The organism is Phyllobacterium sp. MT110, assembly GCF_058792715.1.
The window spans coordinates 311,121-337,713 of record NZ_JBXAFE010000005.1 but is presented as its reverse complement, the minus strand read 5'-3'; the positions used below and the strand labels follow the sequence as shown (position 1 = coordinate 337,713).

The window sequence follows — 26,593 nt, the reverse complement described above, 5'->3', positions numbered from 1 at the left end:
GACTGGCCCAAAAAGAGAACCGTGGAGATCTGATTTGCTATTCCGTCCGCTCGTTGCCAGCCTCGCGCTCCTTGCCATGACAGCCGTGATCCCCCTATCGAATGCACGGGCTGCGGATGCTGAATGGCGGACGGCGGTCAGCGCTCTGGGCAAGCCGAAATACGGGCCGGACTTCAAGCATTTTGATTTTGTGAATCCCGATGCGCCCAAAGGCGGAACCTTGAATCAAATTGCTCAAGGTTCATTCGACAGCCTCAACCCCTTCGTCGTCCAGGGAACGTCTGCGGCGGGGCTTCCGGGCGGGACTATATTGGGTGGATATCTCTACGATACGCTTCTCAGCCGGGCGCCTGATGAGCCGGCAACAAATTACGGTCTTCTCGCAGAAGCAGTTGCTTACCCAGATGATTTTTCCTGGGTAAAGTTCCGCCTCAACCCCGCTGCAAAATGGCATGATGGACAACCCATCACCGTCGATGACGTCATCTGGTCGTTCGATACCCTGAAAGCGCAAAGCCCGATTTACAACAAGTATTATCATGATGTGACAAAGGCCGAGAAGACCGGGGACCGAGAGGTTACCTTCACGTTTGCGAGCGGCGGGAACCGTGAGTTGCCCAGCATTGTCGGCGAGTTTCCCGTCTTGCCAAAGCACTGGTGGGAAGGCACCGATCAATCCGGCAAGAAGCGCGACATCACCAAGCCCACGACGGAAATCCCTCTGGGCTCGGCTGCCTACAAAATCGAAAGCGTCGACTTCGGCAAGACCATCGTATGGAGCCGGGTAGCCGATTACTGGGGCAAGGATCTCCCCACCAATGTCGGGCGCAACAATTTCGATCGTATTCGCTATGAATATTTCCGGGACGCAAACGCCATGTGGGAAGCCTTCAAGAAGGGCGGATTTCAGGATTACCGCGGCGAGCCGAGCATCGGCCGCTGGATGCGTGGCTATGATTTCCCGGCGTTCGCCCGGGGTGATGTCGTCAAGGCCGTGTATCCACAGCGGTCGTCTGGTCGCATGCAAGGATTTCTCCTGAACACACGCCGCGACAAATTCAAGGATATCAAGGTGCGCGAAGCCTTGAATTTTGCCTTCGACTTTGAATCCATGAGCAAGAATGCATTTTTCGGTCAATACAAGCGAATAGACAGTTATTTCTCCGGCACGGAACTCGCATCGAGCAGCCTCCCGACAGGCAAGGAACTGGAGATACTTCAAGCGGTTAAAGGTGAAGTACCGGAAGGGGTTTTCAACGAGGAATTCAAGAACCCGGTTTCTGATACGCCACAGGCGCAACGCGATAATTTGCGCAAGGCCGTCACGCTTTTGCGGGAGGCTGGTTATGATCAGAAAAATGGAAAGCTCGTCAATACAGCGACCGGTCAACCTCTGACCATCGAATTTCTGGCAGACGATCCGGGCAATGAGCGTACCATCGGACCTTTCATGACGAATCTGCGCAAGCTTGGCATAGACGCGCAAATACGGGCTGTCGATGCGGCCCAGTACGCGGCCAGGGTCAATGATTATGATTTTGACGTGATGGCAATCGCCGGGATCGGGCAAACGCTGTCGCCAGGCAACGAGCAACGCGATTTCTGGGGATCCAGCACGGCCGACACGCCTGGCGGGCGCAATTACATGGGCATCAAAAATCCGGCCATCGACAAGCTGATCGACAAGGTCATCTTTGCCAAGGACCGTGAAGAGCTTGTTGCGGCAACCCATGCGCTCGACCGGGTCCTGCTGTGGAATTACTATGTTGTTCCGCAGTGGTATGACGACAGGGTCAAGATCGCCTACTGGAACAAGTTCGGCATGCCTGAAAAACAACCGGATTATATCGGTGTCGACCCGCTTTCCTGGTGGATTGACCCTGCCAAGGAGCAAGTTCTGAAAGCCCACGCGCAATGATGGCCGGGCGTCTCAATCGCCGCGATCTGCTGAAATATTCCAGTGCAGCGGCTTTGTCCGCCCTCACTCCGCGTCTGGCACTGGCGGATGTGAAGACGGATGTTCCGCTGCATGGTCTTTCCGCCTTTGGCGAACTCAAATATCCGAAGGATTTCACGCATTTCGAATACACCAATCCCGATGCGCCGAAGGGTGGTACGTTCTGCTTCTCGCCGCCGACATGGTATTTCAACCAGTCAACGCAAACGTTCAACACACTGAACGGTTTCAGCGCACGCGGCGATGCACCGCCACGTGTGGAATTGTGCTTCGATTCCTTGATGACATCGGCGCTGGACGAGCCCGATTCCATTTATGGCCTGGTTGCTGAAAGCGTTACGGTTTCCCCGGACAAGCGGACATTCATTTTCAAGCTGCGCCCGCAAGCGCGTTTTCACGACGGCTCTCCCCTGACGGCCCACGATGCGGTGTTCAGCTATGAGACGCTCAAGACAAAGGGGCATCCCGATCTCGTGGTGATGATGGCGGAACTCACCGAAATTGTCGCCGAGGATGACCACACATTGCGTCTGACCTTTTCCGGCAAGCATTCCGGCCGCGCCATTCTCGACATCGCAGCAGGGATACCGATCTTTTCCAAGGCATGGTACGCCACGCGGGATTTCGGCGCATCAACACTGGAAGCGCCTCTCGGCTCCGGAGCCTATCGCGCGGGCATGATCCTTGCCGGTCAAACGATTGAATACGAGCGCGTTGCCGATTACTGGGCAAAGGATTTGCCGGTGCAGCGCGGCTCCAACCATTTTGACCGCATCCGCATCGAGTTCTTTCGCGACCGGCAACCGGATTTCGAATCCTTCAAGAAGGGCGATATTTACTGGCGCTCCGAATCCGTCGCGAAGACATGGGCGACCGAATACAATTTCCCGGCCATTCAGCAGAAGCGTGTCGTCAAACGCGAGTTCTCCAGCGAAAAACGGCCGGTGATGCAGGCCTGGGCTCTGAACCAGCGCCGGGAACAGTTCCGCGACCCTCGGATACGCGAAGCCATCGCGTTGTGTTTTGATTTCGAGTGGACCAGCAAGAATCTGTTTTACGATGTCTACAAACGCTCGCAATCGCTGTTTGAGAAATCGGAATTTCGCACCGAAGGTAAACCCTCCGCCGAAGAACTGGCCATTATCGAGCCGCTGCGCGACAGGCTGCCGCCGGAGATTTTCGGCGATGCGGTCCTGCAACCCGTATCGGATGGTTCGGGGCGCGACAGAAACAATCTGCGCCGCGCGGTCGAATTGATCACCGCAGCGGGTTATACGCGGCAGAACGGCAAATTCGTCGATGCCGGTGGCAGACCGCTCAATCTGGAAATGTTGATCCAGGCGGAAGTCTTCACACGCTCCTCGGCACCTTTCATCAACAATCTGAACGCCATCGGCATCAATGCCACCCTGCGACTGGTCGATCCGGCGCAGTATCAGGTCAGGCTGCAGGACTTTGATTTCGATATGATGGGCGCTGCCTACTCCCTTGGTTCCACGCCGACACAGGAGAGCCTGCAGTCCATCTTTGGCTCCAAATCGGCTGCCATGCCCGGATCGACCAATTTTGCGGGCATTGCGGATCCGGTGATCGATGCGCTGATCGAGAAAGTCGGTGACGTGAAGTCACGGGCAGAACTGGTCACGATTATGCGTGTTCTGGATCGGCTCTTGCGTATAAGGCGTGACTGGATTCCAAATTGGTACAGCGCGAATCACCTCATCGCCTATTGGGATATGTTCGGCTTCAAGGAGCCCAAACCCGATTATGGCTTTCCTGTTGAAACGCTCTGGTGGCTTGACGAAGCAAAGGCAAAGGCAATTGGCAAGATTTAAAATGATATCTCCTGGAGCACCGTCTTAATGGGAGCCTATATTCTACGGCGTTTGCTTCTGATGATACCGACCCTGTTCGGAGTCCTGCTTGTCTGCTTCGTGATTGTACAGTTCGTCCCCGGCGGCCCGGTCCAGCGCATTATCGGCCAGCTCACCGGACAGGGCGGCAACGCGCTTGACCGCATCGGCGGCGGCGGCGCTGATTTTGGTCAGAGCCATGAATCGCTCGGCCTTGGTACGGCCAACTCGAAATATCGCGGCGCTCAAGGCCTCGATCCCGCTTTCATAGCCAGCCTCGAAAAGCAGTTCGGCCTCGACAAGCCTCCGCTCGAGCGGTTCCGTATCCTGGTATGGAACTACCTGCGCTTCGATTTCGGCAACAGCTATTTCCGCGATATCAGCGTGGTGCAGCTCATCAAGGAGAAACTGCCGGTCTCGATATCGCTCGGCCTGTGGATGACACTGATATCCTATGCCATTTCCATTCCGCTCGGCATTCGCAAGGCCATCAAGGACGGTTCTGCCTTCGACGTGTGGACCAGTGCCGTTGTCGTGGTTGGCTATGCGATACCGGGATTTCTCTTCGGCATCATGCTGATCGTGTTTTTTGCCGGCGGTTCATTCTTCGACTGGTTCCCGCTGCGCGGTTTGACATCCAACAATTTCGCCGAGCTCTCATTCTTCGGCAAGATCGTCGACTATGCCTGGCACATAGCCCTGCCGCTGACGGCCATGCTGCTGTCGGCCTTCGCCACGACGACCCTTCTGACCAAGAATTCGTTCCTCGATGAAATCCGCAAGCAATATGTCACCACGGCGCGGGCCAAGGGCCTGACCGAGCGCAAGATTCTCTATGGACATGTGTTCCGCAATGCCATGCTCATCGTTATTGCCGGTTTCCCCAGCGCCTTCATTTCGATCTTCTTCACCGGTCAGCTGCTGATCGAGGCGATTTTCTCGCTGGATGGACTGGGGTTGCTTGGCTATGAATCGATCATCAACCGCGACTATCCGGTGGTGATCGCCACGGTCTATATTTTCGCCCTTGTCGGCGTCGTCGTCAGTCTCCTGTCCGATCTTCTCTATACATGGATCGACCCGCGCATCGACTTCGAGCGGAGGGACGTCTGATGACCGATACAAGCATTGGCACCCAGCCCTCACCCGTTGCCGTTCGGCGCCCGCGGCTGTCGCCGCTCAATGCCCGGCGCTGGCAGAACTTCAAGGCCAACCGCCGCGGCTGGTGGGCCCTGTGGCTGTTCCTGTTCCTGTTCATTGGTTCGCTGTTCGGCGAGTTCATTGCCAATGACCGGCCGATCCTTGTTTCCTACAAGGGCGAGATCCTCTTTCCCGTTCTCGTCGATTATCCGGAGGAGAAGTTCAACGGCTTCTATGCGGTGACCGACTATCGCGATCCCGTGATCCAGGACGAGATCAATGCCAATGGCTGGGCCATCTGGCCGCCGATCCGCTATTCCTACCGCACCGTCAACAACGAGCTTCCCGATACGGCGCCGTCAAAACCATTCTGGCTCTACTCGGCGGAACAGCGTTGTGCCCGCTATCCGCAGGGTGTGAACGACGCCAACTGCACGTTCGGCAACATGAACATTCTGGGCACGGATGATCAGGCGCGCGACGTGTTTGCCCGGGCGCTCTATGGTTTCCGCATTTCCGTGCTGTTCGGGCTGATCCTGACGGCAGCGTCTGCGGTTATCGGGGTGACGGCCGGCGCCATGCAGGGTTATTTCGGCGGCTGGCTCGATCTTCTGGCGCAGCGCTTCATTGAAATCTGGTCTTCGGTGCCGACGCTCTACCTTCTCCTGATCATGGCTTCGATCCTGCCGCCGGGCTTCTGGATCCTGCTCTGCATCATGCTGCTGTTCTCGTGGGTGCATTTTGTCGGCATCGTCCGCGCTGAATTTCTGCGGGCCCGCAATTTCGAATATGTGAATGCCGCACGGGCGCTCGGCGTGCGTGACCGGACAATAATGTTCCGTCACCTTCTGCCCAACGCCATGGTGACCACGCTTACCTTCCTGCCCTTCATCCTCAACGGATCGATCACGACGCTCACCTCGCTCGATTTCCTCGGTTTCGGCCTGCCGCCCGGCTCTGCCTCGCTCGGCGAACTGCTGGCTCAGGGCAAGAACAACCTGCAGGCACCATGGCTTGGCCTGACCGGTTTCGTCGTCATCTCGCTGATGCTGTCGCTGCTGATCTTCGTCGGTGAGGCAACCCGTGACGCATTCGATCCGCGCAAGGCTTTCAAATGAGTGCGTCCCCCCTCCTTTCCGTCCGTGATCTCTCGGTTGCCTTTACGCAGAACGGCCGCCAGTCGATTGCCGTCGATCATGTCTCGTTCGACATCGCTCAGGGCGAGACGGTTGCGCTCGTCGGCGAATCCGGTTCCGGGAAGTCGGTCTCGGCCCTGTCGATCCTGAAGCTTCTGCCCTACCCGCCGGCCTCGCACCCCTCCGGCCAGATCCTGTTCAACGGACAGGACCTTCTGGACAGCGACGAGAACGATCTGCGGCGCGTACGCGGCAACGACATCACCATGATCTTCCAGGAGCCGATGACCTCGCTCAATCCGCTGCATACGATCGAGAAGCAGATTGTCGAAGTCCTTAAACTGCACCAGGGCATGGCTGACAAACCGGCGAGGCAACGCACGCTTGCGCTTCTGCACGAAGTGGGCATCCGCGAGCCGGAAAAGCGCCTCGATGCCTACCCGCACCAGCTCTCCGGCGGCCAGCGTCAGCGTGTGATGATTGCCATGGCGCTCGCCAACAAGCCGAAGCTGCTGATTGCCGATGAGCCGACCACCGCGCTCGATGTGACCGTGCAGGCACAGATCCTGCAACTGCTTGCCGACCTCAAAAAGGCACAGGGCATGTCCATGCTGTTCATCACGCACGACCTCGGCATCGTCCGCAAGATTGCCGATCGCGTCTGCGTCATGACCAAGGGCAAAATCGTCGAGACCGGTCCCACCAGGCAGATCTTCGACAATCCGCAGCATGAATATACGCGCCATCTGCTTGCCGCCGAACCCAAAGGCAATCCCCCCTCCGCTGATCTGCTCGCCGCGCCCGTCATGCGCGGCGAGCAGGTGAAGGTCTGGTTCCCGATCAAGCAGGGTTTCCTGCGGCGGACCGTCGACCATGTGAAGGCCGTCGATGGCATCGATGTGACCATCCGCGCCGGACAGACGCTTGGCGTTGTCGGCGAATCCGGCTCGGGCAAAACCACGCTCGGGCTTGCGCTGTCGCGCATGATTTCCTCCCAGGGGGTCATCCGCTTCGGCGAGAAGGACATCAACCAGTTCTCCTTCAAGCAGATGCGGCCGCTGCGCCGCGAGCTGCAGATCGTCTTTCAGGACCCGTTCGGTTCGCTGTCGCCGCGCATGTCAATTGCCGATATCGTGGCTGAGGGCCTTGCCGTGCACGAGCCGAAACTGTCGGCGGATGAGCGTGATGCACGCGTCGTTGCCGCACTCAAGGAGGTCAATCTCGATCCGGAGAACCGCTTCCGCTATCCGCATGAATTTTCCGGCGGCCAGCGCCAGCGCATTGCGATTGCCCGGGCCATGGTGCTCAACCCGCGCTTCGTCATGCTGGACGAGCCGACCTCGGCGCTCGACATGAGCGTGCAGGCGCAGGTGGTCGACCTCTTGCGCGGATTGCAGCAAAAGCACAATCTGGCCTATCTTTTCATCAGCCATGATCTCAAGGTGGTGAAAGCGCTGGCCAATGACGTGCTTGTCATGCGCAATGGCAAAGCGGTTGAATATGGCCCGTCGGAGGAAATCTTCGCCAATCCGAAGAGCGATTATACAAAAGCACTGATGGCAGCGGCCTTCAGGATAGAAACGGCGGAACAGGGAGCAGTAAGCGAATGACCGGGACAAGCGACACGATTTTTCTGGCTGTAACGGGATGGGACCCGGAGGTCTGGCTATCGGAGTTTGCCAAGAACGCCCCGCAGCGCAAACTTGTCCTGAACACCGATACGGACAAGGAAAAGGTTCGCTACGCACTGGTATGGAAACAGCGTCCTGGTTCCCTCGCGGACCTGCCGAACCTCGAAGTCATTTTCTCACTGGGCGCCGGTGTGGATCACGTCTTCCATGATGACAGGATTCCCGATGTGCCCATCGTGCGCATCGTTTCCCCTGATCTGACGATGCGGATGACGGAATATGTGGTCTGGCAGGTGCTGGATCACCATCGCCTTGGCCTGCGCTACCGGCAGCAGCAGGCCGGCAAGGTCTGGCATGAGGACCGGCGCCAGCCGGCGGCGCATGAGGTCAATGTCGGCATACTCGGCATGGGCGTGCTCGGCCGGGATGCGGCCTTGAAGCTGCGAATGCTGGGATTCAAGGTCAGCGGCTGGAGCCGCCGTCCCCAGAGCGTCGAAGGCGTGACCAGCCATTTTGGCAATGATGGCCTGAAGGATTTCCTGAAGGATGCGGATATCATCGTTTCGTTGCTGCCGCTGACACCGGAGACCAAGGGTATCCTGTCGATGAGCCTTTTTGCCCAGATGAAGGCGGACGGGCCGCTCGGTGCGCCGATTCTCATCAATGCCGGTCGCGGCGGGCTGCAGAACGAGGCTGATATCCTGGCCGCGCTGGAACGCGGCATGTTGTCGGCTGTCACGCTTGATGTGTTCAACAGGGAACCCCTGCCGAAAGACAGCCCACTATGGACGCATCCGCAGGTCATCATCACCCCGCATGCGGCCGCAAGCTCCAGCCCGTCGGCGCTGGTTCCGGAGATTGTCGCCCAGATCGAATCCTTCGAGCGTGGCGAGCCGCTTAAAAATATTGTCGACCGGAAAGCCCAGTATTAGAAAAATTTGGCTTTGACAGCCCAGAACCTTCGGATAGATTGCCCGCGCAAGTGTTCTCAGGGCGGGGTGCAATTCCCCACCGGCGGTAATCACTGGGTGTCGAAAGATGTCAGGTGCGAGCCCGCGAGCGCTTTCCGGTTTGCCGGAAAGGTCAGCAGATTTCGGTGCAATTCCGAAGCCGACGGTATAGTCCGGATGAAAGAGAACAACTGAAAGCAAGGGCTGCCTTTCCGGCAGCCCCTGACCGTTTTTGGTTGTGCCCTGATTCACGTCAACTCTTGAGGAGACCGACATGGATCAGTTCCAGAATAACAATACCCCACATTTCGCCCCGCGCATCGCCTTCATCCAGGCGCGATGGCATTCGGAAATCGTTGACCAGTGCCGTATCGGCTTTGAAGGCGAACTCAAAAGCCAGGGTGTCACTGCCGGGCGGTTTGACGTCTATGACGTGCCGGGATCGTTCGACATTCCCCTGCTGGCCAAGAAACTCGCCGAAACCGGCCAGTACGACGCGATTGTCGCAACAGGTCTCGTCGTCGATGGCGGCATTTACCGGCACGATTTCGTCGCCGGAACCGTGGTCAATGCGCTTCTCACCGCCCAGATGGAGACGGGTGTTCCCATGCTGTCAGCCGTGCTGACACCGCATCATTTCCAGGAAACCGCCCAGCATATCGACTTCTTCACCAGGCATTTCCTGGTCAAGGGACAGGAGGCGGCGCGCGCCTGCCTGCAGATCATCCGCACATTCCAGCAGGTGGCTGAACTATCGGCGGCTTGAATCTAAACAAGCAAAGCAAATGATAAGCCCTCTGTTCCATCGAATAGAGGGCTTATTTGACTAGAGCCGCCGTACCGCTGTCGGCTTGCCATAGAGATAGGCAATGCGCTCGATGGCATCGTGCAGAGGCTCAAGTGTCACGCTCATCGTATGACCGCTTGCGTGCAGCAGCATGGAATGGCTGGCCATCATCGCGGCATGGCCCTTCCAGAAAACAAAATCACCGCGCTTCAGATTGTTGTAATTTGCATCCGGCTCGATCGCATCGCCGATTGTATCAGCCTGCATGTCGGAGTCGCGCAAGACGGACTGACCGGTCATCAGCAGCGACAACTGGACCAGACCGGAGCAATCAATGCCGAAACCGGACACGCCGCCCCACAGATAAGGCGTGTGCATCAGGGTCTCGGCAACCGCCACGTGATCGTCGGTGACTTCATCGATCGGAACGAGATGCTTGGCAATGATGGCCTCGCCGCTTGGCAGGATGCCGTAGAGCGTTCCCCGGCGTTCCTCGCCGCCCTTTATCGTAACAAGCGATCCCATGGACAGTGCATTGGTTGGCGGGAACTTCAGGTCAGATCCCGGATAGACAAACGTGCGCGGCGCGATGACGATATGCGTCGGCTCGTCATAGCGCTTGTCCAGTGCCGTATCGACGACATAGCCGACATATCCGTCCCGCTCGTTCTGCACCCAGCACCAGCCATTGCTGTCTTCGAACACCAGGACGTCATCGCCGAACAGGAACTGTGTGGTTACACCGGCATCGCCGCGCGCTTCGCCGCGCACATCAACGACCGGATCGGCAATGCGCATGGGCTTGCCTTCCACGAAGTGTTCCGCCTCTACCTGTCCACGCAGGCTTTCGTCCGCCAGATCGGGACGGAACGCGTTCAACCGTTTATCCAATGTCACAGGGGTAATCCTCTTGCCTTGGCGATGACGAGATCGCCGAGCTTTTCAACATAGAGCGCACCTTTTACCGTTCTCTTGACGAGAACGTTGCGCTTGTCTTTTTCATCACGATGCCGGTCCACCAATCCATAACCACCCATTGTATCCAGCGCGCGGGTAATCACCGGCTTCGTCACCTTCAGCTTGGCAGCCATACCACGAATCGTGTGCGGTGGCGGCTCCAGATAAACCGTCAGCAGCACCGCCAATTGCCGCATCGTCAGGTCATGCGCGTCATCCCGCACTTCGGAAACGGCAATTTCCTTCCACAATGTCAGCGCCTGAAACGGCTTCAACTCAATCTGCATGAACGGCTTCCGAGATCATTTCGGTTCCGTATCATTTTATTCCTCGCGGTGCGAAGTGCAAGCGGTCATAGCCGGTCGGCGGCTTCTCGGCCGGGCGCAGGTGCATCCGACAGCATTCGATGGATTTGCTGCCGGACACAGACTGACGAATCTCCGTTATTTCCCAGCCGGAAAACGCGCCTTCAACACATGATAGAGTGCCCTGATGGCCTGCGCTTCCCCGCCAACGGGAGAATGCGGCTTCTCCACCGGGTTCCAGCCATAGATATCGAAATGCCCCCAGATTCTGGTCTTCTCGACAAAGCGCTTCAGGAACAGTGCCGCTGTCACCGATCCGGCAAAGCCATCGGTCGTCACATTGTTGATGTCGGCCACGCGGGATGAAAGCCTTGCTTCGTAGGGCTGCCACAACGGCATGCGCCAGACCGGATCGGCTACAGCTTCGGACGCCTTGGCCACATCAGCCGCAAAGCTCTCATCGGTCGCATAAAAGGGCGGCACATCCGGACCAAGTGCAACACGCGCTGCGCCCGTCAGTGTCGCCATGTCGATCAGGATTTCCGGCTCTTCCTCATCGGCCAATGCCAGCGCATCGGCGAGGACAAGGCGCCCCTCCGCATCGGTGTTGCCGATCTCGACGGTGATGCCCTTGCGGCTCGTCAGAATATCGCTCGGACGGAATGCGTTGGCAGAGATGGAGTTCTCCACCGCAGGAATGAGGACGCGCAAGCGGACCGGCAGTTTCGCATCCATGATGATGCTCGCAAGGGCCAAAACGTTGGCGGCACCGCCCATGTCCTTCTTCATCAGAAGCATGCTGCTGGCGGGCTTGATATCAAGACCGCCGGTATCGAAGCAGACGCCCTTGCCCACCAGGGTTACCTTCGGAGCATCCTTCTTGCCCCACTCCAGATCGATCAGCCTCGGCTCCTCGCCTCCGGCACGGCCGACGGCATGGATCATCGGAAAATTCTTCTTGAGCAGCGCATCGCCCTTGATCACGGTGACAGACGCCTTGTGCTCATCGCCCACCTTGCGCACAGCGGCTTCCAGCGCCTCCGGGCCCATATCATTGGTCGGCGTATTGATGAGGTCACGCGCGAGCGTCACCGCCCTCGCCTGCCGCTTCACATCGGCCTTGTCAGCGCCTTCCGGCAGCGTCAGCGCAACGTCCGCATCATCCTTCTTCTTCGTGTACCGGGTGAACTTGTAACCACCGAGCAGGAAGCCGAGAGCGGCCAGATCGGGCGCGCTGACAGGGCCTGCCAGATGCCAGGCGCCTTTCGGCAAAGCCTGCGCGAGTTTGCCTGCTGCCAGAGGATTGTCATCCTTGCCGGTCCCAAGCAATGCGCCGGCGATCTGGCCGTTTTCGCCGGGAACAATGAGCAGCCGGCCGGCCTGCCCTTCGAACCCGTTTGCCCTGGCCCAGGCAAGTGCTGCCGGATCAAGTCCAAGCGCTTCCAGCCCGCCCTTCGCCACGAACCAGACAGGCTTGCTATCCGATGATTTTTGTTTGGTGATTTCGGCAGGCATGATCGTTTGCTCCTGGGCTCAATTTTCTGCTTTTGCGCCGGCAAAGGCGGCGTCATTAACGGTCCGTTAGGGTTAACAGAATATTTCTTTCACATGGGATTGGTTAACGCACCAATGGATGTGCGCTGGGATCTGACGGGGCAAACTATGACAAGCGCAGGGATTATTCAACGCAACCGTCGGCTCATTTTTTCCGTGACCGTGGCTGCCCTTGCAATGAGCATTTCCGGTTGCGCCACCACCGACAAGACAACCACCGGCTCCATCTCACCAGCAGCATCGACAGCAAGTCCCACGGGCAATTTTGATCATATGAACGCGCAGCAGCTTGCGCAGGCCTCAACCAGCCTGGGAGCGCGGTATCAGAGCAACCCGAAAGACAAAGCCACAGCCATGAATTTTGCTGCGGTGCTGCGCATGATGGGGCGAAACGATCAGGCGCTTGCGGTCATGCGCAGCCTTGCTATCGCCTATCCGAAGGACCGCGAGGTTCTGGCCGCTTACGGCAAGGCATTGGCAAGCAGCGGTGAATTCGAAGCGGCGCTTGACGCAGTTCGCCGCGCCCAGACGCCTGAATATCCGGATTGGAAACTGCTTTCCGCTGAAGCTGCGATCCTCGACCAGCTCGGCAAAACCAGCGAAGCCCGTGACATCTACAAGCGGGCCATGGACCTCAATCCGAACGAGGCATCGCTGCTTTCCAATCTCGGGATGTCGTATGTGCTGTCAGGCGAATTGAATACAGCCGAAACCTACATGCGCAGAGCGGTCAACGCACAGGGTGCCGACAGCCGCGTCCGGCAGAATCTGGCGCTCGTGGTCGGACTTCAGGGACGGTTTCCCGAAGCGGAAACGATTGCGAAGCAGGAGCTTTCGCCGCAACAGGCGGAAGCCAACGTCAAATATCTGCGATCCATGCTCGCCCAGCAGAACTCCTGGACGATGCTGAAAGACAAGAAGAAGCCCAACAGCTGACAAAGCAGGAAAAAGGCCGCTCGGATCAGACGGCCTTTTCTCTCGGATTGCGGGCAGGCCTCAATCTTATTTGATCTTATTTAAGGGCCGTCCCGAAGAGCCCGCCCTGCGCCGAGACCTGGATCACAGCGGGCCCGAGAATAACGGCAAAAAGCACGGGCAGAAGAAACAGGATCATCGGAACCGTCAGTTTGGGCGGCAGGGCTGCTGCCTTCTTTTCCGCCGCGTTCAGCCGGGCTTCGCGGCTTTCATCAGACAAGACACGCAATGCGCCACCAATGGACGTACCATAGCGCTCCGACTGCGTCAGTGCCTGAACCACTGCCTTGACCGACTCAAGCCCAGTCCGCATGGCAAGGTTTTCGTAGGCCTGCCGCCGCTCGGGCAGGAAGGACAATTCGGCGTTCGTCAGGACGAACTCTTCCGCCAGGGCGGTCGACTGGACTCCGATCTCCTCGGAGACTTTCTTGAAGGCAGCTTCGATGGACATACCGGATTCAACGCAGATCAGCATGAGATCGAGCGAGTCCGGCCACGCCATCTGGATTGAGTGTTTGCGCTTGCTGCCTGCATTGCTCACATAAAGATTGGGCGCGTAAAAGCCGGCATAACCGCCGATGAGACAGACGAGTATCCGGACCATCGTCGGGTATTGGATCAGGCCATTCATGCCGAACACCCAAAAGGCAGTCAGGCTGAGTGTCAGGAATGGCAAACCGAAACGCGCGGCCAAGAACAGATTCAAAGCATTCTGTCCGCGAAACCCGGCCGTTCGCAGTGACGCCAGCGTTTTTTCATCGGCAAGCGCCCGTTGCAGGTCCAGCTTTTCCACGAACTGGCGAACACCCTGCCTCTGCACCATGCGCAGGCTACCCTGCGACGCGGCCTTGTGGCGGCTGATACTTTCCGTCGCAAGGCGGGTTCGATCCTTGGCGCGCAACTGGTCACGCTCCAGTGCGACGGATTTCATCCGCGTCTTCAACACGGAAGTGCGAAGCTTTGGCAGGAAAACCGTTACCACCGTTGCAAAGGCTGAGATTGCAACAAGGACGGTCCGGACCGTATCCGGATTGTCCTGCACGGCCTTGAGAAGGGAAGAGAACACCGCACTTACTCCGCTCAGAACTTGAAGTTGATCATTTTGCGCATCACGGCGATGCCAATGGACATCCATATCCCGGCACATATTATGATCATGTTGCCCATATCGGTTGTGAACAGAACCATGATGTAGTGAGGACTGGACAAGTAGACGAGGCATGCAACCACGAAAGGCAAGGCGCCGATGATATAGGCGGACGCTTTGGCTTCCATCGACAGGGCCTGAACCTTTGCCTTCATTTTCTTCCGATCCCGCAGCACTCTGGAAAGATTGCCAAGTGCTTCCGACAAGTTGCCGCCTGCCTGTGATTGAATCTGAATGACGATGCCGAAGAAGCTTGCTTCCGGACAGGGCATGTATTCCGACATCCGCATGGCCGCCTCCGGAATGCTCACCCCAACCTGTTGCATATCCACAATCCGGCGAAACTCGGTGCGGACCGGTTCATGGGCTTCCTGCGCGATCAATCGAATACCGTCATTGAGTGGCAGACCGGATCGAATGGCGCGAACAATGACATCGATTGAATTGGGAAATTCATGCAGGAAAGCCGCCACGCGCCGCCGCCGCCTGAAATAGACGAATGCGCGCGGCAACCCCAAGGCACCGATCAGGAAAAAACCTGGCGCCAGATAAAGTGGGGCGCCGAAGAACGTGCGGAGCACAACCAGTAGCAGCCCGACGATGCCCGAATAGATGTAGAACCGCTTTACGGTCACCTTCATGCCTGCTTGTTGCAGCAGCATTTTCAGCGGCGGAGACTTGATGTTCTTGTCACGCAGTTTCTGCCGCTGGTCGATATCGTTCAGCGTGTCCTGTACCGACTTGCGGCGCCTTGTTGCTTCAACCTGCTTGTCCCTGGCTGTTGATTTGCTCAAACCGTCGATCGCGGCCAGCTTGACCGATTTCAGCCGTTCATCTGACTTTTTCTGCTGTTCAATGTTGTCAAAAACGAAGAAATAGGCGAGCGCCGCAACCGCAGTCGTTGCGAGCAACACGAAGGTGAGTTGTTCAAGATCAAGCCCGAACATGATGGATCTCCCGCCGTGCGGTGTGCATCATGACTGCAATTCCATTGTATCGATGGCTTTGGCGAGCCTGTGCTCCTCATTGTAGTAACGCGCACGATCCCAGAATTTCGGCCGGCTTATGCCGGTCGAGACATGTTTTCCAATGAGCCGGCCATTCGCATCTTCGCCCTCGATATCGTAAAGCATGAGATCCTGCGTGATGATCACATCCCCTTCCATGCCGACAACTTCGGTCACATGCGTGATGCGGCGCGAACCGTCGCGCAGACGGGCAGCCTGAATGATGACATCGACAGAACCGACAATGATCTCCCGCACCGTGCGCTGAGGCAGGGCAAATCCGCCCATGGCGATCATGGATTCCATGCGGTTGAGGCATTCCCGCGGGCTGTTGGCGTGGATGGTGCCCATCGACCCGTCATGACCGGTGTTCATGGCCGACAGAAGGTCGAACACCTCCGGTCCGCGGACTTCACCGACGATGATCCGTTCAGGACGCATGCGCAGGCAATTCTTGACCAGGTCACGCATGGTGATCTCACCTTCCCCCTCCAGATTGGCAGGGCGCGTTTCAAGGCGCACCACATGCGGCTGCTGGAGCTGAAGTTCGGCCGAATCCTCGCAGGTAATAATGCGCTCATCCCGGTCGATATAATTCGTCAGGCAGTTCAAAAGCGTGGTCTTGCCCGAGCCCGTGCCACCGGAAATAACAATATTACAGCGCACGCGTCCGATAATCTGAAGCAGTTCGGCACCGGGTGGTGAGATCGCTCCCAGGCGCACCAACTGGTCAAGGGTCAGTTTGTCTTTCTTGAACTTGCGGATTGTGAGAACCGGCCCATCGAGCGCAAGGGGCGGCGCAATGACATTCACGCGCGAGCCATCCGGAAGACGCGCATCGCATATGGGGCTGGATTCATCGACGCGGCGGCCAACCTGGCTGACAATGCGTTGGCAGATGTTCAGCAGCTGCTGGTTGTCGCGAAAGCGAACACCCGATTCCTGGACCTTGCCAAGGACTTCAATGTAGGTTTTGCGCGCGCCGTTGACCATGATATCGGCGATATCGTCACGGGCAAGCAAGGGCTCCAGCGGACCATAACCGAGAACATCATTGCAGATATCGTCGAGCAATTCTTCCTGCTCGGCAATCGACATGGCAAAATTCTTGATGGCGATGATATCGTTGACGATATCGCGAATTTCCTCACGCGCCACATCCGGATCGAGTTTGGACAGCTGGGAGAGATCGATCGTATCGATCAGGGCCGTAAAAACCTGCGATTTTGTATCGTAGTAGCTCTCGTTCTTTTCGCGCTGCGGTGCGACCGGCTTTGGCGGCTGCTCGACAACCGCCAAACGCTTGACCTCAGCAATATCCCGAGGGAGCTTTGCCGGTTCCGCGGCGAGCGAGGCATGATTCGTGGGCAACGCCGTCTCAAGCGCAAGCGCCCGGAACTCCTGGACCGGGCGGCCTTCCCCCGTACTTCCGCGTTTGCCGAACATGGGTCTATTCCTTCAGTCTCATTTCTTGCGCTTCAGCTTGGACAAGACCGTGGAAAGCACCGGCTTCTTCTTGGCCTTCAGCTCCAGCCGTCCCGTCAGGATGTGGGCAATCTCATTGATGTTCTGGACAATTGCATTGGAGGAATCGGTCTCCGCAAGCATCCGCCCATTGTTTGACGCGTTCCCGAACAATGCGGGTTCGAATGGGATCACGCCGATCGGCGCAATCCCCAGCGGGCTGCAGAAATCTGCGGGTGCGATCTCCGGCCGTTTGGGAATGCCGACCTGATTGAGAATGAGGCGCGGCGGCCCGTCATTGGGGCGAAGCTGTTTCAACGTGTCCAGCAGGTTCTTTGTGTTGCGCAAATTGGCCAGTTCCGGCGATGCTACAATCACGATCTCGTCCGCACGCGCCAGGGTTGTGCGGGTCCAGCCGTTCCACGTGTGCGGAATATCCAGAATCACGTGCGGAACGGACCTTTGGGCCACATCAATCAGATGAGCAAAGGAATCCTCGCGGAAATCGAAGACGCGGTCGAGGGTCGACGGCGCGGCAAGCAGTGACAGGTTTTCGGCGCATTGCGCCAGGAGCCGGTCGAGGTAAACATCATCGATGCGTTCGGGCGAGAATACTGCTTCCGCTATGCCTTGCGGCGGGTCCTGGTCAAAATTGATGTTGGCGGTGCCGTAGGGCAGATCCATATCGGCGATGACCACCTCGTTCTTGAAAAGCGAGGAGATGCACCATGCGATATTATGCGCCATTGTCGAGGCACCGACACCGCCCTTGGCGCCGATGAATGCGATGGAGCTTCCCAGCGGCTTTGCGTCGGGATCAACAAAGAGACCGCCAATCACACCAATGATATCGGCCAGATTGACCGGCGCGACCATATATTCAGAAATGCCATTGCGGATCAGCTCGCGATAAAGCCAGACATCGTTGTAATGTCCGATGACCACCACCTTGGTGCTTGGATCGCAGACCTCCGACAGGGCGGCGAGTTGTTCCAGCATGTCACGCGGGGCGGCCGATGATTCCAGAACAATCAGATTGGGCGTCGGCACGGTCTGAAAGAGTTCGACAGCCGTCGCTGTTCCGCCCATGTGAAGTTGTGCGTGGGTCTTCGCCATGCGGCGATCTTCGCTTGCACGCGATATCTGCTGTGCAACAGCGTCGCTTTCGCAAAATGCCTGTATCGAGATCCGGGGAATTGGCCGGAAGGCGTGCAGCCCCGGACCCGCCGGCCGGCCCTCGGCATCCCCGAATTGATTGTCTGTTTCAAAGGCCAACTGGCTCATCGTAGAATTCCGCGTTTTGTCGAAAGGTCTCTTTCAGCAATTAGTACTGGACTTCCTGCCTGACGATCGGGGTGGGAGGCGTGGCATTTCTGTAGGCATCGATCACTTTGCCGCGACGCTCCGCATCGATTGTCGTTGTCGCCCTTGGCCCGAGGAGATCCGCCGGGTTGGCTATCTGCGCCGCCAGATTGTTCTGGCTGGCGCAACCAAAATTGGCATAGTGCTTGTTTTCCGCCGTATCGAGCAGATCCTTGGGCCACTGGCCGCACGGCCCGGTCGAGGCCGTCATTGCCGAATAGGATAGGCGGATCGGCGCAGAATCAGCCGGGTCAGCCCGGTACCGCTCGCTGGAAATATTGAACGGCTTTACCCCGCTCCTGCGCAACACGGCGACGATGTCATCGCGCAGGCGGCTCGCCGCGTGCTCGTTCGGCGTACCCGACGGCAGAAGTATGTGAATAACGCCCGAACCGTTGGCGTGATAATTGGTCAGAACATTCTGAACGATGCTGCGCTGGGTGATCGACAGCCTGTTGTCGGCATGGCCGACCGGAATATCGGCAACCTGCTCTTTTTCAGAGATGACAATGGGATGATTGGTCCGGTAATCATCCGGGATGCTGCCGACGGTCGTACCGCGATCCGCACATCCCGCAAGCAGAGCAACAGTGAGAAGCGCAAGCACCGGTTTCATCGGTTTCAATTTCCTCAGGGCTGACATGGCAGGGTCCTTGCTCATTTGTAGATGTATCCGACAACACCCTCATACCGGCCGGTGGGCGGGGTGGCAGCTTTTGTCCCATAGACCCGGTTGACTTTTCCGAGGAACATCCCGGCCGCATCGCTCGCAAGATTGAGATTATCGTCGGGCCGGGCAAGGGCGCTACGGGCAACCGGCCGCACCAGATAAGGTGTGACGATGATGACAAGTTCGGTCTCGTTGCGCACGAATTCGCGGCTGCGGAACAGAGTGCCAAGGACAGGTATTTTGGAGAGCCCGGGAAGACCGGAAATAGCCTGTCTCGCATCATCCCGCATCAAGCCGGCAATCATCATGGATCCGCCGGAGGGAAGCTCCACGGTCGTGTCAGCCAGGCGTTTACGGATGGATATAACGTTGGTCGAAGGCCTTGTCTGACCGATACTCAGAGAAACCGACCCTTCCATGGTTGGTTCTGATACGGACGTACGCACTTTGAGACTGATACGCCCCGGAGAAAGAACCACGGGCACAAATTCAAGGCCGATGCCGTAATCGATCTTTCCAATATTGTAGGTGATTTTTCCCTTGTCATCAACATCGGAGCCATTGATCATGTTATATTCGCCGCCCACGCGGAACGTGGCTTTTTCACCCGAAATCGCCGTCAGCGTCGGTTCGGCCAGGGTTTTCATCACACCGGCCAGTTCCATGGCGTTGATATAGGAGTCGATCGTCGCACTGCCGATCGATATGGGAATGCTTGCGCCGGAACTGCTCAGCCCCTTCCCGACAAGGGAAGCCAAATTCTCCGAGCCGAACAGAATGCCGTCGGACTTCGTGGATCCGACCATGTTGACGCCCAGCTGCTTCATCACGGAACGGCTGACTTCCGCTACCGTGACCTTGAGCGTCACCTGATCTTCACCGGCAATCTGGATAAGGTTGACGATCTTGCTCTTCTGCCGCGCTTCGTTCTGGTCACCAATGATAACGCTGCTACTGCCATTGCCGCCGGCAGTGGCGGTCTGTTGATACTGGCCGGTGGTGGCTTCACCGCCGGTGACCAACAGGGTTGCCAGATCCGTGGCTCGCTTGGCGTCGAGCGGCGTCTGCACCGTTCCTGTCAGGATGACGTTGTCATTCAAGAGCTCGACCTTGATATCGGAATCCGGAATATACTTCTTGAGACTGCCCTCAAGCCCGGCAACATCACGCTCGATGACCAGATCGAAACTGGCCAGCTGTTCGCCATTCGGTCCAAAAACGAAAACATTGGTCTGGCCGACCTGTTTTCCGAATAGATAGATACGGCGGGCCGTGCGGGTCACGGCATCAGCCACCGTCGGATTGGCGACAAGGATGTCGTAGGCGTCGGCCGGAAGATCGACCACCAGTGACTTGTTGAGCGCAAGACTGATCCGCTTTGGCGCGCCTTGCCCCTGATTCAACTTGACCACATTGCTCTGCGCCACGGCGGCCGTCTGGATTGGCAAGGGAGCGATGCAGCAGCCGACAGCGACAAGTCCGGCTTTCCAAAACCGGTGCGCGCGATTACCAGATCTACCCATTCTGAAAATTGCTCCGAAACCCATTTTATTTGCGCCCCAATATTTCAGTGACAGTCCCGGATTTGATCAGCTTGACGTTCCCGGCCCGGCCGGGTGAATTGACGAGATATTCGGCACCCGGCCCCGTGGGCTCCTGTGCATCCTGCAAGGACCGCAGGACCAATGTCATGCGGCTCGCCATTTGCTGGGCCACAGCCAATATCTCTGCCTGCTGCGGGGTTAGCTCGAGCGTTGCCGTGGAACCGACCTTGTTTTTCTGGCCTGTTTCGTCTTCCTGGATTGTCTGGTCGATGGCGAGAACCCGGACGTTGCTCAGGATGGTCTCTGTCGCGAACTGCTTCTGCTCTCCATCGATCTGCCGGATCATGATCACGTCGACATAATCATTGGGCAGGATGAAACCGCCGGCCGACGTATCCGCAGCAATCTGCGTTGCCACGGCGCGCATTCCGGAAGGCAATTGCGCGGACATGAAACTCTGGCCCTTGCCGATCAGTTTTGCTTCCCGAATGGGTTCTCCCGGGAATATCTGCAGCCGGACGGTGGAGCCGCGCAATTCTTCCTCGGCGTTGGGCCGTTCCGAGCGCTTGATATAGCCATCGGCAAGGGCGGACACCGGCCAGGGCTGCCAACGCATCTGGTTTCGCATTTCGGCACCGACGCCGAGCCCATCCGTGGCGACCAGTACATCCTGTAATTCAATCTGTGGCAGGGGAACTGTTTCTACGACAACCGGTGCATCAGGCTTCATATTCGTCGCGATATAGCCAGCCGCACCGGCGGCTGTAATCGCCACGATGAGAATAACAACGCGTGCCTTTTGCATCGATGAACCCCAATAGACTTTTGTCTAATTTACCCAGGGTTGCACCTTGACTTGGCAATCGTGTAATTATGGTTAACAGTTTACTTAAAAGGACAAAAAACGACGCTCACCGGCGTCTGTTTGTGCCGTCTCCCATGAAGCGGCACCGTTTCAATGGCCGATCACCCCTTGGGCGACCGAAAACCGTCAGGCATGGGCCAACCGGTCTATGACCCAGACGCACATGGGTGAGGATGGAAACATGATGAGACCGGCAGCGCCAAGGGCAACACCGTAGGGAACGCCTTCGTTCTTCTGTGCCAATCGCTGCATGAAATCCAGGCGACCTGAATACACAATGGCAAAATGCGAGTTCCGATACTTGAGGATGGCCAGGGTGAGCGCGCCGCCGAGCAACGACATCACGAGCAGATAGCCGGCCAGATCCATGTTCCACCCCATCCAGACCGCTGTCGCGGTCATGAGCTTGGCATCACCACCACCCATCGTTCCCGTTGCAAACAGCAGGAATGTGAAGGCAAGCACGACGGCCCCGGCGACAAAATGCAGTCCGTAGATATCCCAAGGCATCCCGGTCATGGGCGCCAGAACGGCGAAGGCGACAAGCAGAATAAGCGATACACGATTTTGGATCGTCATCGACAAAAGATCCGATGTCCCTGCAAAGGCCATGGCGAAGGGGAAAACGATCAGTATTGCAGCTTCAATCATCGCACCGTTCCATCAAAGCAAGGGGCAGAGCCATCCCGCGTGTCACAATCCCCACGTGCAAGACCCTCATTTGGTGACATTGCTCACCGTCGTGGCAAAGCCATCATAGGTTGCCTTTACAGCGGTTCCGAGCGTACCGGCGCCAGCAACGATGCCAATAGAGATGATACCGGCAATCAAAGCATATTCTATGGCTGTCGCACCCGACCTGTTCCGGGGAAAACCGGTGAATATATTATCGTCCGACTGAGCGAGGCGCTTTGCATTGAACATCATGATTTCCCCCGCATGTCTGCAACCGCGCACGGTCGCCAACTCTGTAACGTGATGTCCTGAACAATATCCCTGGCGCATTGCTTTCAGCTTAAGAAAGACCGTTACGAAAGGGTGAAGGAGAACCGTAAAATCCCCGGTTTCGAAAAGCCTTACCGCCATGCCACCACGGGCAGAGCGGGCGTCACAGTTATACTTAATGATAAGTTCACAGGTTTAAGTCTTCCTTCACCAATCATCGGCATCGTTCATTCAACGATTTTGCGAAGGGCACTCCCATGGTTCGATATAACGGCCGACGACGTTTTAGTCAGCATGCAACAATGATCGCACTTGTGCTCGCTGCTGCCCTGTCCGGAAGCGTGCAAGCCCATGCTGACACGGGTATCCACGTGGTCATGAACCAGGCAACTGTGCTGAAGCTTGCGCGCCCCGCAGATACGGTTGTGGTTGGCGATCCTGAAATAGCCGATGCCGTTGTCAAGGATTCCCGAACCGTCGTCTTGACGGGGAAAGGCTTCGGCATGACCAATATCGTCATCATGGATGCCGAAGGCGGAGCGATCGTCGATGACCAGGTTCTCGTCAGCCGCAGTGTCGCCAATACTGTGCGCGTCTACCGGCGCGCCTTTGTGCAAACACTCTCCTGTTCTCCCTTTTGCGAGACATCCCAGAAGACGGCTGCGGAAAAGAAGTCAGACGCGGAAATTGGCGGGAACTGACCGGCCTGCCGCGACCGCTTGCATCACAGTTGAGAAAGCGTGAATTCACGCATCTCAATTTGCACGTTCCTTCACACGAGATTCTAATATCTGCCTGATAGAGCTTTGTCCGTGGCGGGGAGACGGAGAAGGTCCAGTGATGATGCAGGAAGCTGTCAGAGGTGAAGAACGCGGAAATTCCGATTTGCCGGAACGCACGCGCTTCGCAAGAAAAAGCCCACTGTTCACACGCTTTCGCAAAGACAATCGCGGCAGTGTTGCCATTGAATTCGCCCTGATCGCCCTTCCCTTCTTTCTCCTGATCTTTGCCGTTGTCGAAGTTACCCTCAGCTTCACCGCCGAGCAGGTCATGTCGAATACGGTCGATGACATTGCGCGCCAGCTGCGCACCGGGCAATTGAGGACAACGGATGTCAGTGACGCCACAAAATTGAAAGCACTGATTTGTCCCCGCTTGCTCATGGCCGCCACGCCCTGCCCCGATCTGGTGGTCGACCTGCAGACCTATGCGACATTCAAGACCGTCCCTACGACAGTCCCGCTCACATCGAACAATGACGTCGATGTCAGCACCTTGAAAGTCAATCCGGGCGGTGCTGGCACGATCAATCAGCTGCGGATTTTCTATCGCTGGCCTATTCTGACGGATTTGATGAAAACCCGTATCGCAAGCATAGAGAGCCAGGGGAAAACCCTGCTGTTCTCAACAGCCACCTGGCAAAATGAGCCGTACCTCTGATGCGTCGCCAAACAACCAATCACCTGTTTTCTTCCGCGAAGGCTCCCGCCATGCCGCCATTCAAAAGAATCCGTGAAAAAGTGGCCGCTTCCAAGCGCATCCTGGCTGCGTTCGGCAAAGACCGCCGAGGTGTTGCCGCACTGGAATTTGCATTGATTGCGCCGGTGATGATCATGCTTCTTCTCGGGAGCATTGAAATCACCAACGGATTCGACGTGAACAAGAAGCTGGCGCGGGCCGGAGCGATGGTGGGCGATCTGGTGACACAGCAACAATCCGTCACAAAGGAAAAGATCGCCGATATCATGGAAATCGGGACTTCCATCCTCTTGCCCTATTGGCGCGACCTGCCGACAATCACCATCACATCCATCAACGTGGACGGAAACGGCATCGCCACGGTTGCCTGGTCGCAACGCAAACAAGGTCAAACCATCTCAACGCCCTATACCAAGGGCAGTACCATCACCATCGATCCCAACCTGAAGATTCCCACGTCAAACTTTGTGCGTGTTGAAACAAGCATTGCCTATATTCCGCTCGTTGCCTGGACAATGAAAGATACCGTCAACACGTCCAAAGGCACCAGCGGTCCGGGTATCGTCATGGGCAAGATGATCTATGGCCGGATCCGTCAGGGCGCGGACGCGGTAGCCTGCACCAACTGCTGAATCGCCGGAACCTGCCTTAACAACCGCCCGCGCACATGGTGTTTGTCATCAGCGTCAGTTTCACCTATCTGTGGATTCTGGTTCTGATGGAGTGAGGCATGTCTCGCGCTTTTCTTTTTGTGCTCGATTCTTTTGGCATAGGCGGTGCGCCGGATGCTGCAGCTTTCGGCGATGCAGGTTCAACGACATTCGGTCATATCATGGAAGCCTGCGCCGACGGGCGCGGCGACAAGGACGGGCTGCGCGCAGGCCCGCTCACTCTCCCGCATTTGAGTTCGCTGGGCCTAGTTCATGCCGCCAATCTCGCTTCCGGTATCAATATCCCCGCACCTGCCGCCGATCCTGTCGGGCTGTGGGGTGCTGCCGAGGAAGTGTCGAATGGCAAGGACACACCCTCCGGGCATTGGGAAATTGCCGGTGTACCGGTCACTTTCAATTGGGGCTACTTTCCAAGGACAATTCCGACATTTCCCGACACATTGATTGCCGAAGCTGTGCGGCGCGCCGGCCTGCCGGGCATTCTGGGCAACAAGCATGCCTCCGGCACCGAGGTCATCGAGGAATATGGCGAAGAACATATTCGCAGCGGCAAGCCGATATTCTATACATCCACGGACTCCGTTATCCAGATCGCCGCGCACGAACAGCATTTCGGGTTGGACCGTCTCTATGATCTGTGCGTGCTTGTTCGTGAACTGGTCGACCCGCTGAACATCGGCCGGGTCATTGCCCGTCCGTTTGTCGGGGAAACCACGCAAACCTTCGAGCGCACCGGCAACCGGCGCGACTATTCGGTGCCGCCGCCGGAACCCACCTTGCTCGACAGGCTGACGGATGCGGGCCGGACTGTCATCGCGATCGGCAAGATCGGTGACATCTATGCGCACAAGGGGGTGTCCCAGGTGCGCAAAGCCAACGGCAATATGGCCTTGTTCGATGAAACGCTGATTGCCATGGACGACGCACAGGACGGCGATCTCGTCTTTACCAATTTTGTCGATTTCGACATGCTCTACGGACACCGCCGCGACGTGCCCGGCTATGCCGCCGCGCTTGAGGCCTTTGACCGGCGGCTGCCGGAGGCCATGGCGAAACTGCGACCCGGCGATCTCCTGATCCTGACCGCCGATCATGGCTGCGACCCGACCTTCAGGGGAACGGACCACACGCGTGAACGCGTTCCGGTTCTGTGCTTCGGGCCCGACCTGCCGCATGGATCTGTCGGCATCCGCACGACATTTGCCGATATTGGCGAGACAGTCGCAGCCCATCTTGCCATTGCGCCCGGCCCACACGGAAAAAGCTTCCTGCGGGGCACTGCATCCCATGCCTGAGCTTCCCGAAGTCGAAACCGTCCGCCGCGGCTTGCAGCCTTTCATGGAGGGAGCAACCATTGCGCGTGTCGAGCAGCGCAGGGCGGATCTGCGCTTTCCTTTTCCGGACCGGTTTGCCGAACGGCTTACCGGACGCACGATCGACTCGCTGGAGCGCCGTGCGAAATACCTCATCATGCATATGGATGACGGATTGGATCTGATCAGTCATCTCGGCATGTCCGGTTCCTATCGCATCGAACAGGACGGGGCAGACACGGCACCGGGTGTCTTCCATTATGACCGGTCAAGAAACACGACCCATGACCATGTGGTGATCCATGTGGAATCAAGAGACGGGATCAGAAGCCGGATCGTCTACAACGATCCGCGCCGTTTCGGCTTCATGCTGTTTGCCGAGCCTGGAGCGCTCAACACCCATAAATTCCTACAAGACCTCGGTATCGAGCCAACAGGCAACCGGTTGGACGGCGCATTGCTGGCCAGGCTCTTCGCCGACAGGAATGCGCCGCTGAAGGCAGCCTTGCTCGACCAGAAGCTGATTGCAGGCCTCGGCAACATCTATGTCTGCGAAGCCCTGTGGCGGGCCGAATTATCGCCCCGGCGATTGGCCGGATCCATTGCTGGGAAAGGCGGCGATCCGGACCCCATGGCGGATCGGCTTGCCACCTCCATTCGTTCCGTCATCGCCGATGCCATCGCGGCAGGCGGTTCCAGCCTGAAAGACTACCGGCAGGCGGACGGAGAACTCGGTTATTTCCAGCATTCATTTTCTGTCTACGACCGTGAAGGCGAGCCTTGCCCGCGTCCTGCCTGTGATGGCACGATAGCCCGCATCGTCCAAAGCGGGCGTTCGACGTTTTTCTGCCCGATCTGCCAGCATTAGGAGGAGTATCCGG

General features: G+C 57.5%; 25 protein-coding genes and 1 riboswitch. Of the genes, 13 read left to right on the top strand and 12 right to left on the bottom strand.

The features are described 5' to 3' along the window. The first annotated feature begins 76 nt into the window (after nucleotides 1–76). The 7 genes from AC1Q5O_RS21395 (at nucleotide 77) to AC1Q5O_RS21365 (ending at nucleotide 9,433) form a co-directional block, all read left to right on the top strand. Complete coding sequence (locus AC1Q5O_RS21395) at nucleotides 77–1,918, top strand: extracellular solute-binding protein (RefSeq protein WP_492565841.1); 1,842 nt, start codon at nucleotides 77–79, stop codon at nucleotides 1,916–1,918. Further along, nucleotides 1,918–3,792, top strand: a complete 1,875-nt coding sequence (locus AC1Q5O_RS21390) for an extracellular solute-binding protein (protein ID WP_492565839.1) — start codon at nucleotides 1,918–1,920, stop codon at nucleotides 3,790–3,792. Before AC1Q5O_RS21395 ends, AC1Q5O_RS21390 begins: the two co-directional genes overlap by 1 nt. 27 nt (nucleotides 3,793–3,819) lie before the next feature. Then, nucleotides 3,820–4,923: a microcin C ABC transporter permease YejB gene (locus tag AC1Q5O_RS21385; protein WP_223612000.1), complete on the top strand. Its 1,104-nt coding sequence runs from the start codon at nucleotides 3,820–3,822 to the stop codon at nucleotides 4,921–4,923. Continuing rightward, complete coding sequence (locus tag AC1Q5O_RS21380) at nucleotides 4,923–6,068, top strand: ABC transporter permease (protein ID WP_403169669.1); 1,146 nt, start codon at nucleotides 4,923–4,925, stop codon at nucleotides 6,066–6,068. The genes AC1Q5O_RS21385 and AC1Q5O_RS21380 overlap by 1 nt, the downstream gene beginning before the upstream one ends. Further along, nucleotides 6,065–7,696 carry an ABC transporter ATP-binding protein gene (locus AC1Q5O_RS21375; RefSeq protein WP_492565734.1) on the top strand — a complete coding sequence of 544 codons (1,632 nt, stop codon included), beginning with the start codon at nucleotides 6,065–6,067 and terminating at the stop codon, nucleotides 7,694–7,696. The genes AC1Q5O_RS21380 and AC1Q5O_RS21375 overlap by 4 nt, the downstream gene beginning before the upstream one ends. Continuing rightward, nucleotides 7,693–8,649: a 2-hydroxyacid dehydrogenase gene (locus AC1Q5O_RS21370; RefSeq protein ID WP_492565732.1), complete on the top strand. Its 957-nt coding sequence runs from the start codon at nucleotides 7,693–7,695 to the stop codon at nucleotides 8,647–8,649. The genes AC1Q5O_RS21375 and AC1Q5O_RS21370 overlap by 4 nt, the downstream gene beginning before the upstream one ends. Before the next feature lie 48 nt (nucleotides 8,650–8,697). Beyond that, nucleotides 8,698–8,860, top strand: a riboswitch (FMN riboswitch). 81 nt (nucleotides 8,861–8,941) lie between these two features. Further along, on the top strand, nucleotides 8,942–9,433 hold the full coding sequence (locus tag AC1Q5O_RS21365) for a 6,7-dimethyl-8-ribityllumazine synthase (protein WP_492565731.1): 492 nt from the start codon (nucleotides 8,942–8,944) through the stop codon (nucleotides 9,431–9,433). Nucleotides 9,434–9,493: 60 nt separating this feature from the next. On the opposite strand, the gene AC1Q5O_RS21360 is transcribed toward AC1Q5O_RS21365, so the two are convergent. The 3 genes from AC1Q5O_RS21360 to AC1Q5O_RS21350 all read right to left on the bottom strand — a co-directional run bounded on the left by AC1Q5O_RS21360 (nucleotide 9,494) and on the right by AC1Q5O_RS21350 (nucleotide 12,231). Next, complete coding sequence (locus AC1Q5O_RS21360) at nucleotides 9,494–10,360, bottom strand: C40 family peptidase (protein WP_492565837.1); 867 nt, start codon at nucleotides 10,358–10,360, stop codon at nucleotides 9,494–9,496. Next, a complete protein-coding gene (locus AC1Q5O_RS21355) occupies nucleotides 10,348–10,698 on the bottom strand; it encodes a MarR family transcriptional regulator (protein WP_105736645.1) in 351 nt (116 codons plus the stop codon). The genes AC1Q5O_RS21360 and AC1Q5O_RS21355 overlap by 13 nt, the downstream gene beginning before the upstream one ends. Nucleotides 10,699–10,854: 156 nt before the next feature. Continuing rightward, nucleotides 10,855–12,231: a leucyl aminopeptidase family protein gene (locus AC1Q5O_RS21350; RefSeq protein ID WP_492565729.1), complete on the bottom strand. Its 1,377-nt coding sequence runs from the start codon at nucleotides 12,229–12,231 to the stop codon at nucleotides 10,855–10,857. A gap of 216 nt (nucleotides 12,232–12,447) precedes the next feature. On the opposite strand from AC1Q5O_RS21350, the gene AC1Q5O_RS21345 reads away from it, so the two are divergent. Further along, nucleotides 12,448–13,206 carry a tetratricopeptide repeat protein gene (locus AC1Q5O_RS21345; protein WP_472461867.1) on the top strand — a complete coding sequence of 253 codons (759 nt, stop codon included), beginning with the start codon at nucleotides 12,448–12,450 and terminating at the stop codon, nucleotides 13,204–13,206. A gap of 76 nt (nucleotides 13,207–13,282) precedes the next feature. Here AC1Q5O_RS21345 and AC1Q5O_RS21340 read toward each other — a convergent pair whose 3' ends face one another. The 9 genes from AC1Q5O_RS21340 to AC1Q5O_RS21300 form a co-directional block, all read right to left on the bottom strand. Next, a complete protein-coding gene (locus tag AC1Q5O_RS21340) occupies nucleotides 13,283–14,311 on the bottom strand; it encodes a type II secretion system F family protein (RefSeq protein ID WP_346306259.1) in 1,029 nt (342 codons plus the stop codon). 14 nt (nucleotides 14,312–14,325) lie between these two features. Continuing rightward, the gene (locus tag AC1Q5O_RS21335) at nucleotides 14,326–15,339 is read right to left on the bottom strand and encodes a type II secretion system F family protein (RefSeq protein WP_223612011.1); all 1,014 of its coding nucleotides are present in this window, start codon (nucleotides 15,337–15,339) and stop codon (nucleotides 14,326–14,328) included. A 27-nt stretch (nucleotides 15,340–15,366) separates the two neighbouring features. After that, nucleotides 15,367–16,845 (bottom strand): TadA family conjugal transfer-associated ATPase, encoded by a 1,479-nt coding sequence (locus tag AC1Q5O_RS21330; RefSeq protein WP_403169660.1) that lies wholly within the window; start codon nucleotides 16,843–16,845, stop codon nucleotides 15,367–15,369. An 18-nt stretch (nucleotides 16,846–16,863) separates the two neighbouring features. Next, a complete protein-coding gene (locus AC1Q5O_RS21325) occupies nucleotides 16,864–18,147 on the bottom strand; it encodes a CpaE/TadZ family protein (RefSeq protein ID WP_492565725.1) in 1,284 nt (427 codons plus the stop codon). A 40-nt stretch (nucleotides 18,148–18,187) separates the two neighbouring features. Then, nucleotides 18,188–18,841, bottom strand: coding sequence for a CpaD family pilus assembly protein (locus AC1Q5O_RS21320; protein ID WP_492565723.1), 654 nt, complete (start codon nucleotides 18,839–18,841; stop codon nucleotides 18,188–18,190). 41 nt (nucleotides 18,842–18,882) lie between these two features. Continuing rightward, complete coding sequence (locus AC1Q5O_RS21315) at nucleotides 18,883–20,418, bottom strand: type II and III secretion system protein family protein (protein ID WP_492565721.1); 1,536 nt, start codon at nucleotides 20,416–20,418, stop codon at nucleotides 18,883–18,885. Between the two features lie 25 nt (nucleotides 20,419–20,443). Then, complete coding sequence (gene cpaB, locus AC1Q5O_RS21310) at nucleotides 20,444–21,244, bottom strand: Flp pilus assembly protein CpaB (protein WP_223612019.1); 801 nt, start codon at nucleotides 21,242–21,244, stop codon at nucleotides 20,444–20,446. A gap of 186 nt (nucleotides 21,245–21,430) precedes the next feature. Further along, the gene (locus tag AC1Q5O_RS21305; RefSeq protein WP_223612020.1) at nucleotides 21,431–21,955 is read right to left on the bottom strand and encodes an A24 family peptidase; all 525 of its coding nucleotides are present in this window, start codon (nucleotides 21,953–21,955) and stop codon (nucleotides 21,431–21,433) included. A gap of 66 nt (nucleotides 21,956–22,021) precedes the next feature. Continuing rightward, complete coding sequence (locus AC1Q5O_RS21300) at nucleotides 22,022–22,231, bottom strand: Flp family type IVb pilin (RefSeq protein ID WP_223612022.1); 210 nt, start codon at nucleotides 22,229–22,231, stop codon at nucleotides 22,022–22,024. A 320-nt stretch (nucleotides 22,232–22,551) separates the two neighbouring features. Between AC1Q5O_RS21300 and AC1Q5O_RS21295 the strand changes: the two genes are divergently transcribed. From AC1Q5O_RS21295 to mutM, 5 genes are all read left to right on the top strand, one after another. Then, nucleotides 22,552–22,950: a pilus assembly protein N-terminal domain-containing protein gene (locus AC1Q5O_RS21295; RefSeq protein WP_492565719.1), complete on the top strand. Its 399-nt coding sequence runs from the start codon at nucleotides 22,552–22,554 to the stop codon at nucleotides 22,948–22,950. Nucleotides 22,951–23,089: 139 nt separating this feature from the next. Continuing rightward, on the top strand, nucleotides 23,090–23,689 hold the full coding sequence (locus tag AC1Q5O_RS21290; RefSeq protein WP_492565717.1) for a TadE/TadG family type IV pilus assembly protein: 600 nt from the start codon (nucleotides 23,090–23,092) through the stop codon (nucleotides 23,687–23,689). A 50-nt stretch (nucleotides 23,690–23,739) separates the two neighbouring features. Further along, entirely contained in the window at nucleotides 23,740–24,360 is a 621-nt protein-coding gene (locus tag AC1Q5O_RS21285) for a TadE/TadG family type IV pilus assembly protein (protein WP_492565715.1), read from the top strand. Between the two features lie 98 nt (nucleotides 24,361–24,458). Continuing rightward, entirely contained in the window at nucleotides 24,459–25,694 is a 1,236-nt protein-coding gene (locus AC1Q5O_RS21280) for a phosphopentomutase (RefSeq protein WP_492565714.1), read from the top strand. Beyond that, nucleotides 25,687–26,580 (top strand): bifunctional DNA-formamidopyrimidine glycosylase/DNA-(apurinic or apyrimidinic site) lyase, encoded by an 894-nt coding sequence (mutM, locus tag AC1Q5O_RS21275; protein WP_492565712.1) that lies wholly within the window; start codon nucleotides 25,687–25,689, stop codon nucleotides 26,578–26,580. Before AC1Q5O_RS21280 ends, mutM begins: the two co-directional genes overlap by 8 nt. Nucleotides 26,581–26,593 lie beyond the last annotated feature (13 nt).

Bases quoted from the DNA above. Each gene is read 5' to 3' on its own strand.
- AC1Q5O_RS21395 (WP_492565841.1), top strand. From the start codon at position 77: ATGACAGCCGTGATCCCCCTATCGAATGCACGGGCTGCGGATGCTGAA.
- AC1Q5O_RS21390 (WP_492565839.1), top strand. From the start codon at position 1,918: ATGGCCGGGCGTCTCAATCGCCGCGATCTGCTGAAATATTCCAGTGCA.
- AC1Q5O_RS21385 (WP_223612000.1), top strand. From the start codon at position 3,820: ATGGGAGCCTATATTCTACGGCGTTTGCTTCTGATGATACCGACCCTG.
- AC1Q5O_RS21380 (WP_403169669.1), top strand. From the start codon at position 4,923: ATGACCGATACAAGCATTGGCACCCAGCCCTCACCCGTTGCCGTTCGG.
- AC1Q5O_RS21375 (WP_492565734.1), top strand. From the start codon at position 6,065: ATGAGTGCGTCCCCCCTCCTTTCCGTCCGTGATCTCTCGGTTGCCTTT.
- AC1Q5O_RS21370 (WP_492565732.1), top strand. From the start codon at position 7,693: ATGACCGGGACAAGCGACACGATTTTTCTGGCTGTAACGGGATGGGAC.
- AC1Q5O_RS21365 (WP_492565731.1), top strand. From the start codon at position 8,942: ATGGATCAGTTCCAGAATAACAATACCCCACATTTCGCCCCGCGCATC.
- AC1Q5O_RS21355 (WP_105736645.1), bottom strand. From the start codon at position 10,698: ATGCAGATTGAGTTGAAGCCGTTTCAGGCGCTGACATTGTGGAAGGAA.
- AC1Q5O_RS21350 (WP_492565729.1), bottom strand. From the start codon at position 12,231: ATGCCTGCCGAAATCACCAAACAAAAATCATCGGATAGCAAGCCTGTC.
- AC1Q5O_RS21345 (WP_472461867.1), top strand. From the start codon at position 12,448: ATGAGCATTTCCGGTTGCGCCACCACCGACAAGACAACCACCGGCTCC.
- AC1Q5O_RS21335 (WP_223612011.1), bottom strand. From the start codon at position 15,339: ATGTTCGGGCTTGATCTTGAACAACTCACCTTCGTGTTGCTCGCAACG.
- AC1Q5O_RS21330 (WP_403169660.1), bottom strand. From the start codon at position 16,845: ATGTTCGGCAAACGCGGAAGTACGGGGGAAGGCCGCCCGGTCCAGGAG.
- AC1Q5O_RS21325 (WP_492565725.1), bottom strand. From the start codon at position 18,147: ATGAGCCAGTTGGCCTTTGAAACAGACAATCAATTCGGGGATGCCGAG.
- AC1Q5O_RS21320 (WP_492565723.1), bottom strand. From the start codon at position 18,841: ATGAAACCGGTGCTTGCGCTTCTCACTGTTGCTCTGCTTGCGGGATGT.
- AC1Q5O_RS21315 (WP_492565721.1), bottom strand. From the start codon at position 20,418: ATGGGTAGATCTGGTAATCGCGCGCACCGGTTTTGGAAAGCCGGACTT.
- cpaB (WP_223612019.1), bottom strand. From the start codon at position 21,244: ATGCAAAAGGCACGCGTTGTTATTCTCATCGTGGCGATTACAGCCGCC.
- AC1Q5O_RS21305 (WP_223612020.1), bottom strand. From the start codon at position 21,955: ATGATTGAAGCTGCAATACTGATCGTTTTCCCCTTCGCCATGGCCTTT.
- AC1Q5O_RS21300 (WP_223612022.1), bottom strand. From the start codon at position 22,231: ATGATGTTCAATGCAAAGCGCCTCGCTCAGTCGGACGATAATATATTC.
- AC1Q5O_RS21295 (WP_492565719.1), top strand. From the start codon at position 22,552: ATGATCGCACTTGTGCTCGCTGCTGCCCTGTCCGGAAGCGTGCAAGCC.
- AC1Q5O_RS21290 (WP_492565717.1), top strand. From the start codon at position 23,090: ATGATGCAGGAAGCTGTCAGAGGTGAAGAACGCGGAAATTCCGATTTG.
- AC1Q5O_RS21285 (WP_492565715.1), top strand. From the start codon at position 23,740: ATGCCGCCATTCAAAAGAATCCGTGAAAAAGTGGCCGCTTCCAAGCGC.
- AC1Q5O_RS21280 (WP_492565714.1), top strand. From the start codon at position 24,459: ATGTCTCGCGCTTTTCTTTTTGTGCTCGATTCTTTTGGCATAGGCGGT.
- mutM (WP_492565712.1), top strand. From the start codon at position 25,687: ATGCCTGAGCTTCCCGAAGTCGAAACCGTCCGCCGCGGCTTGCAGCCT.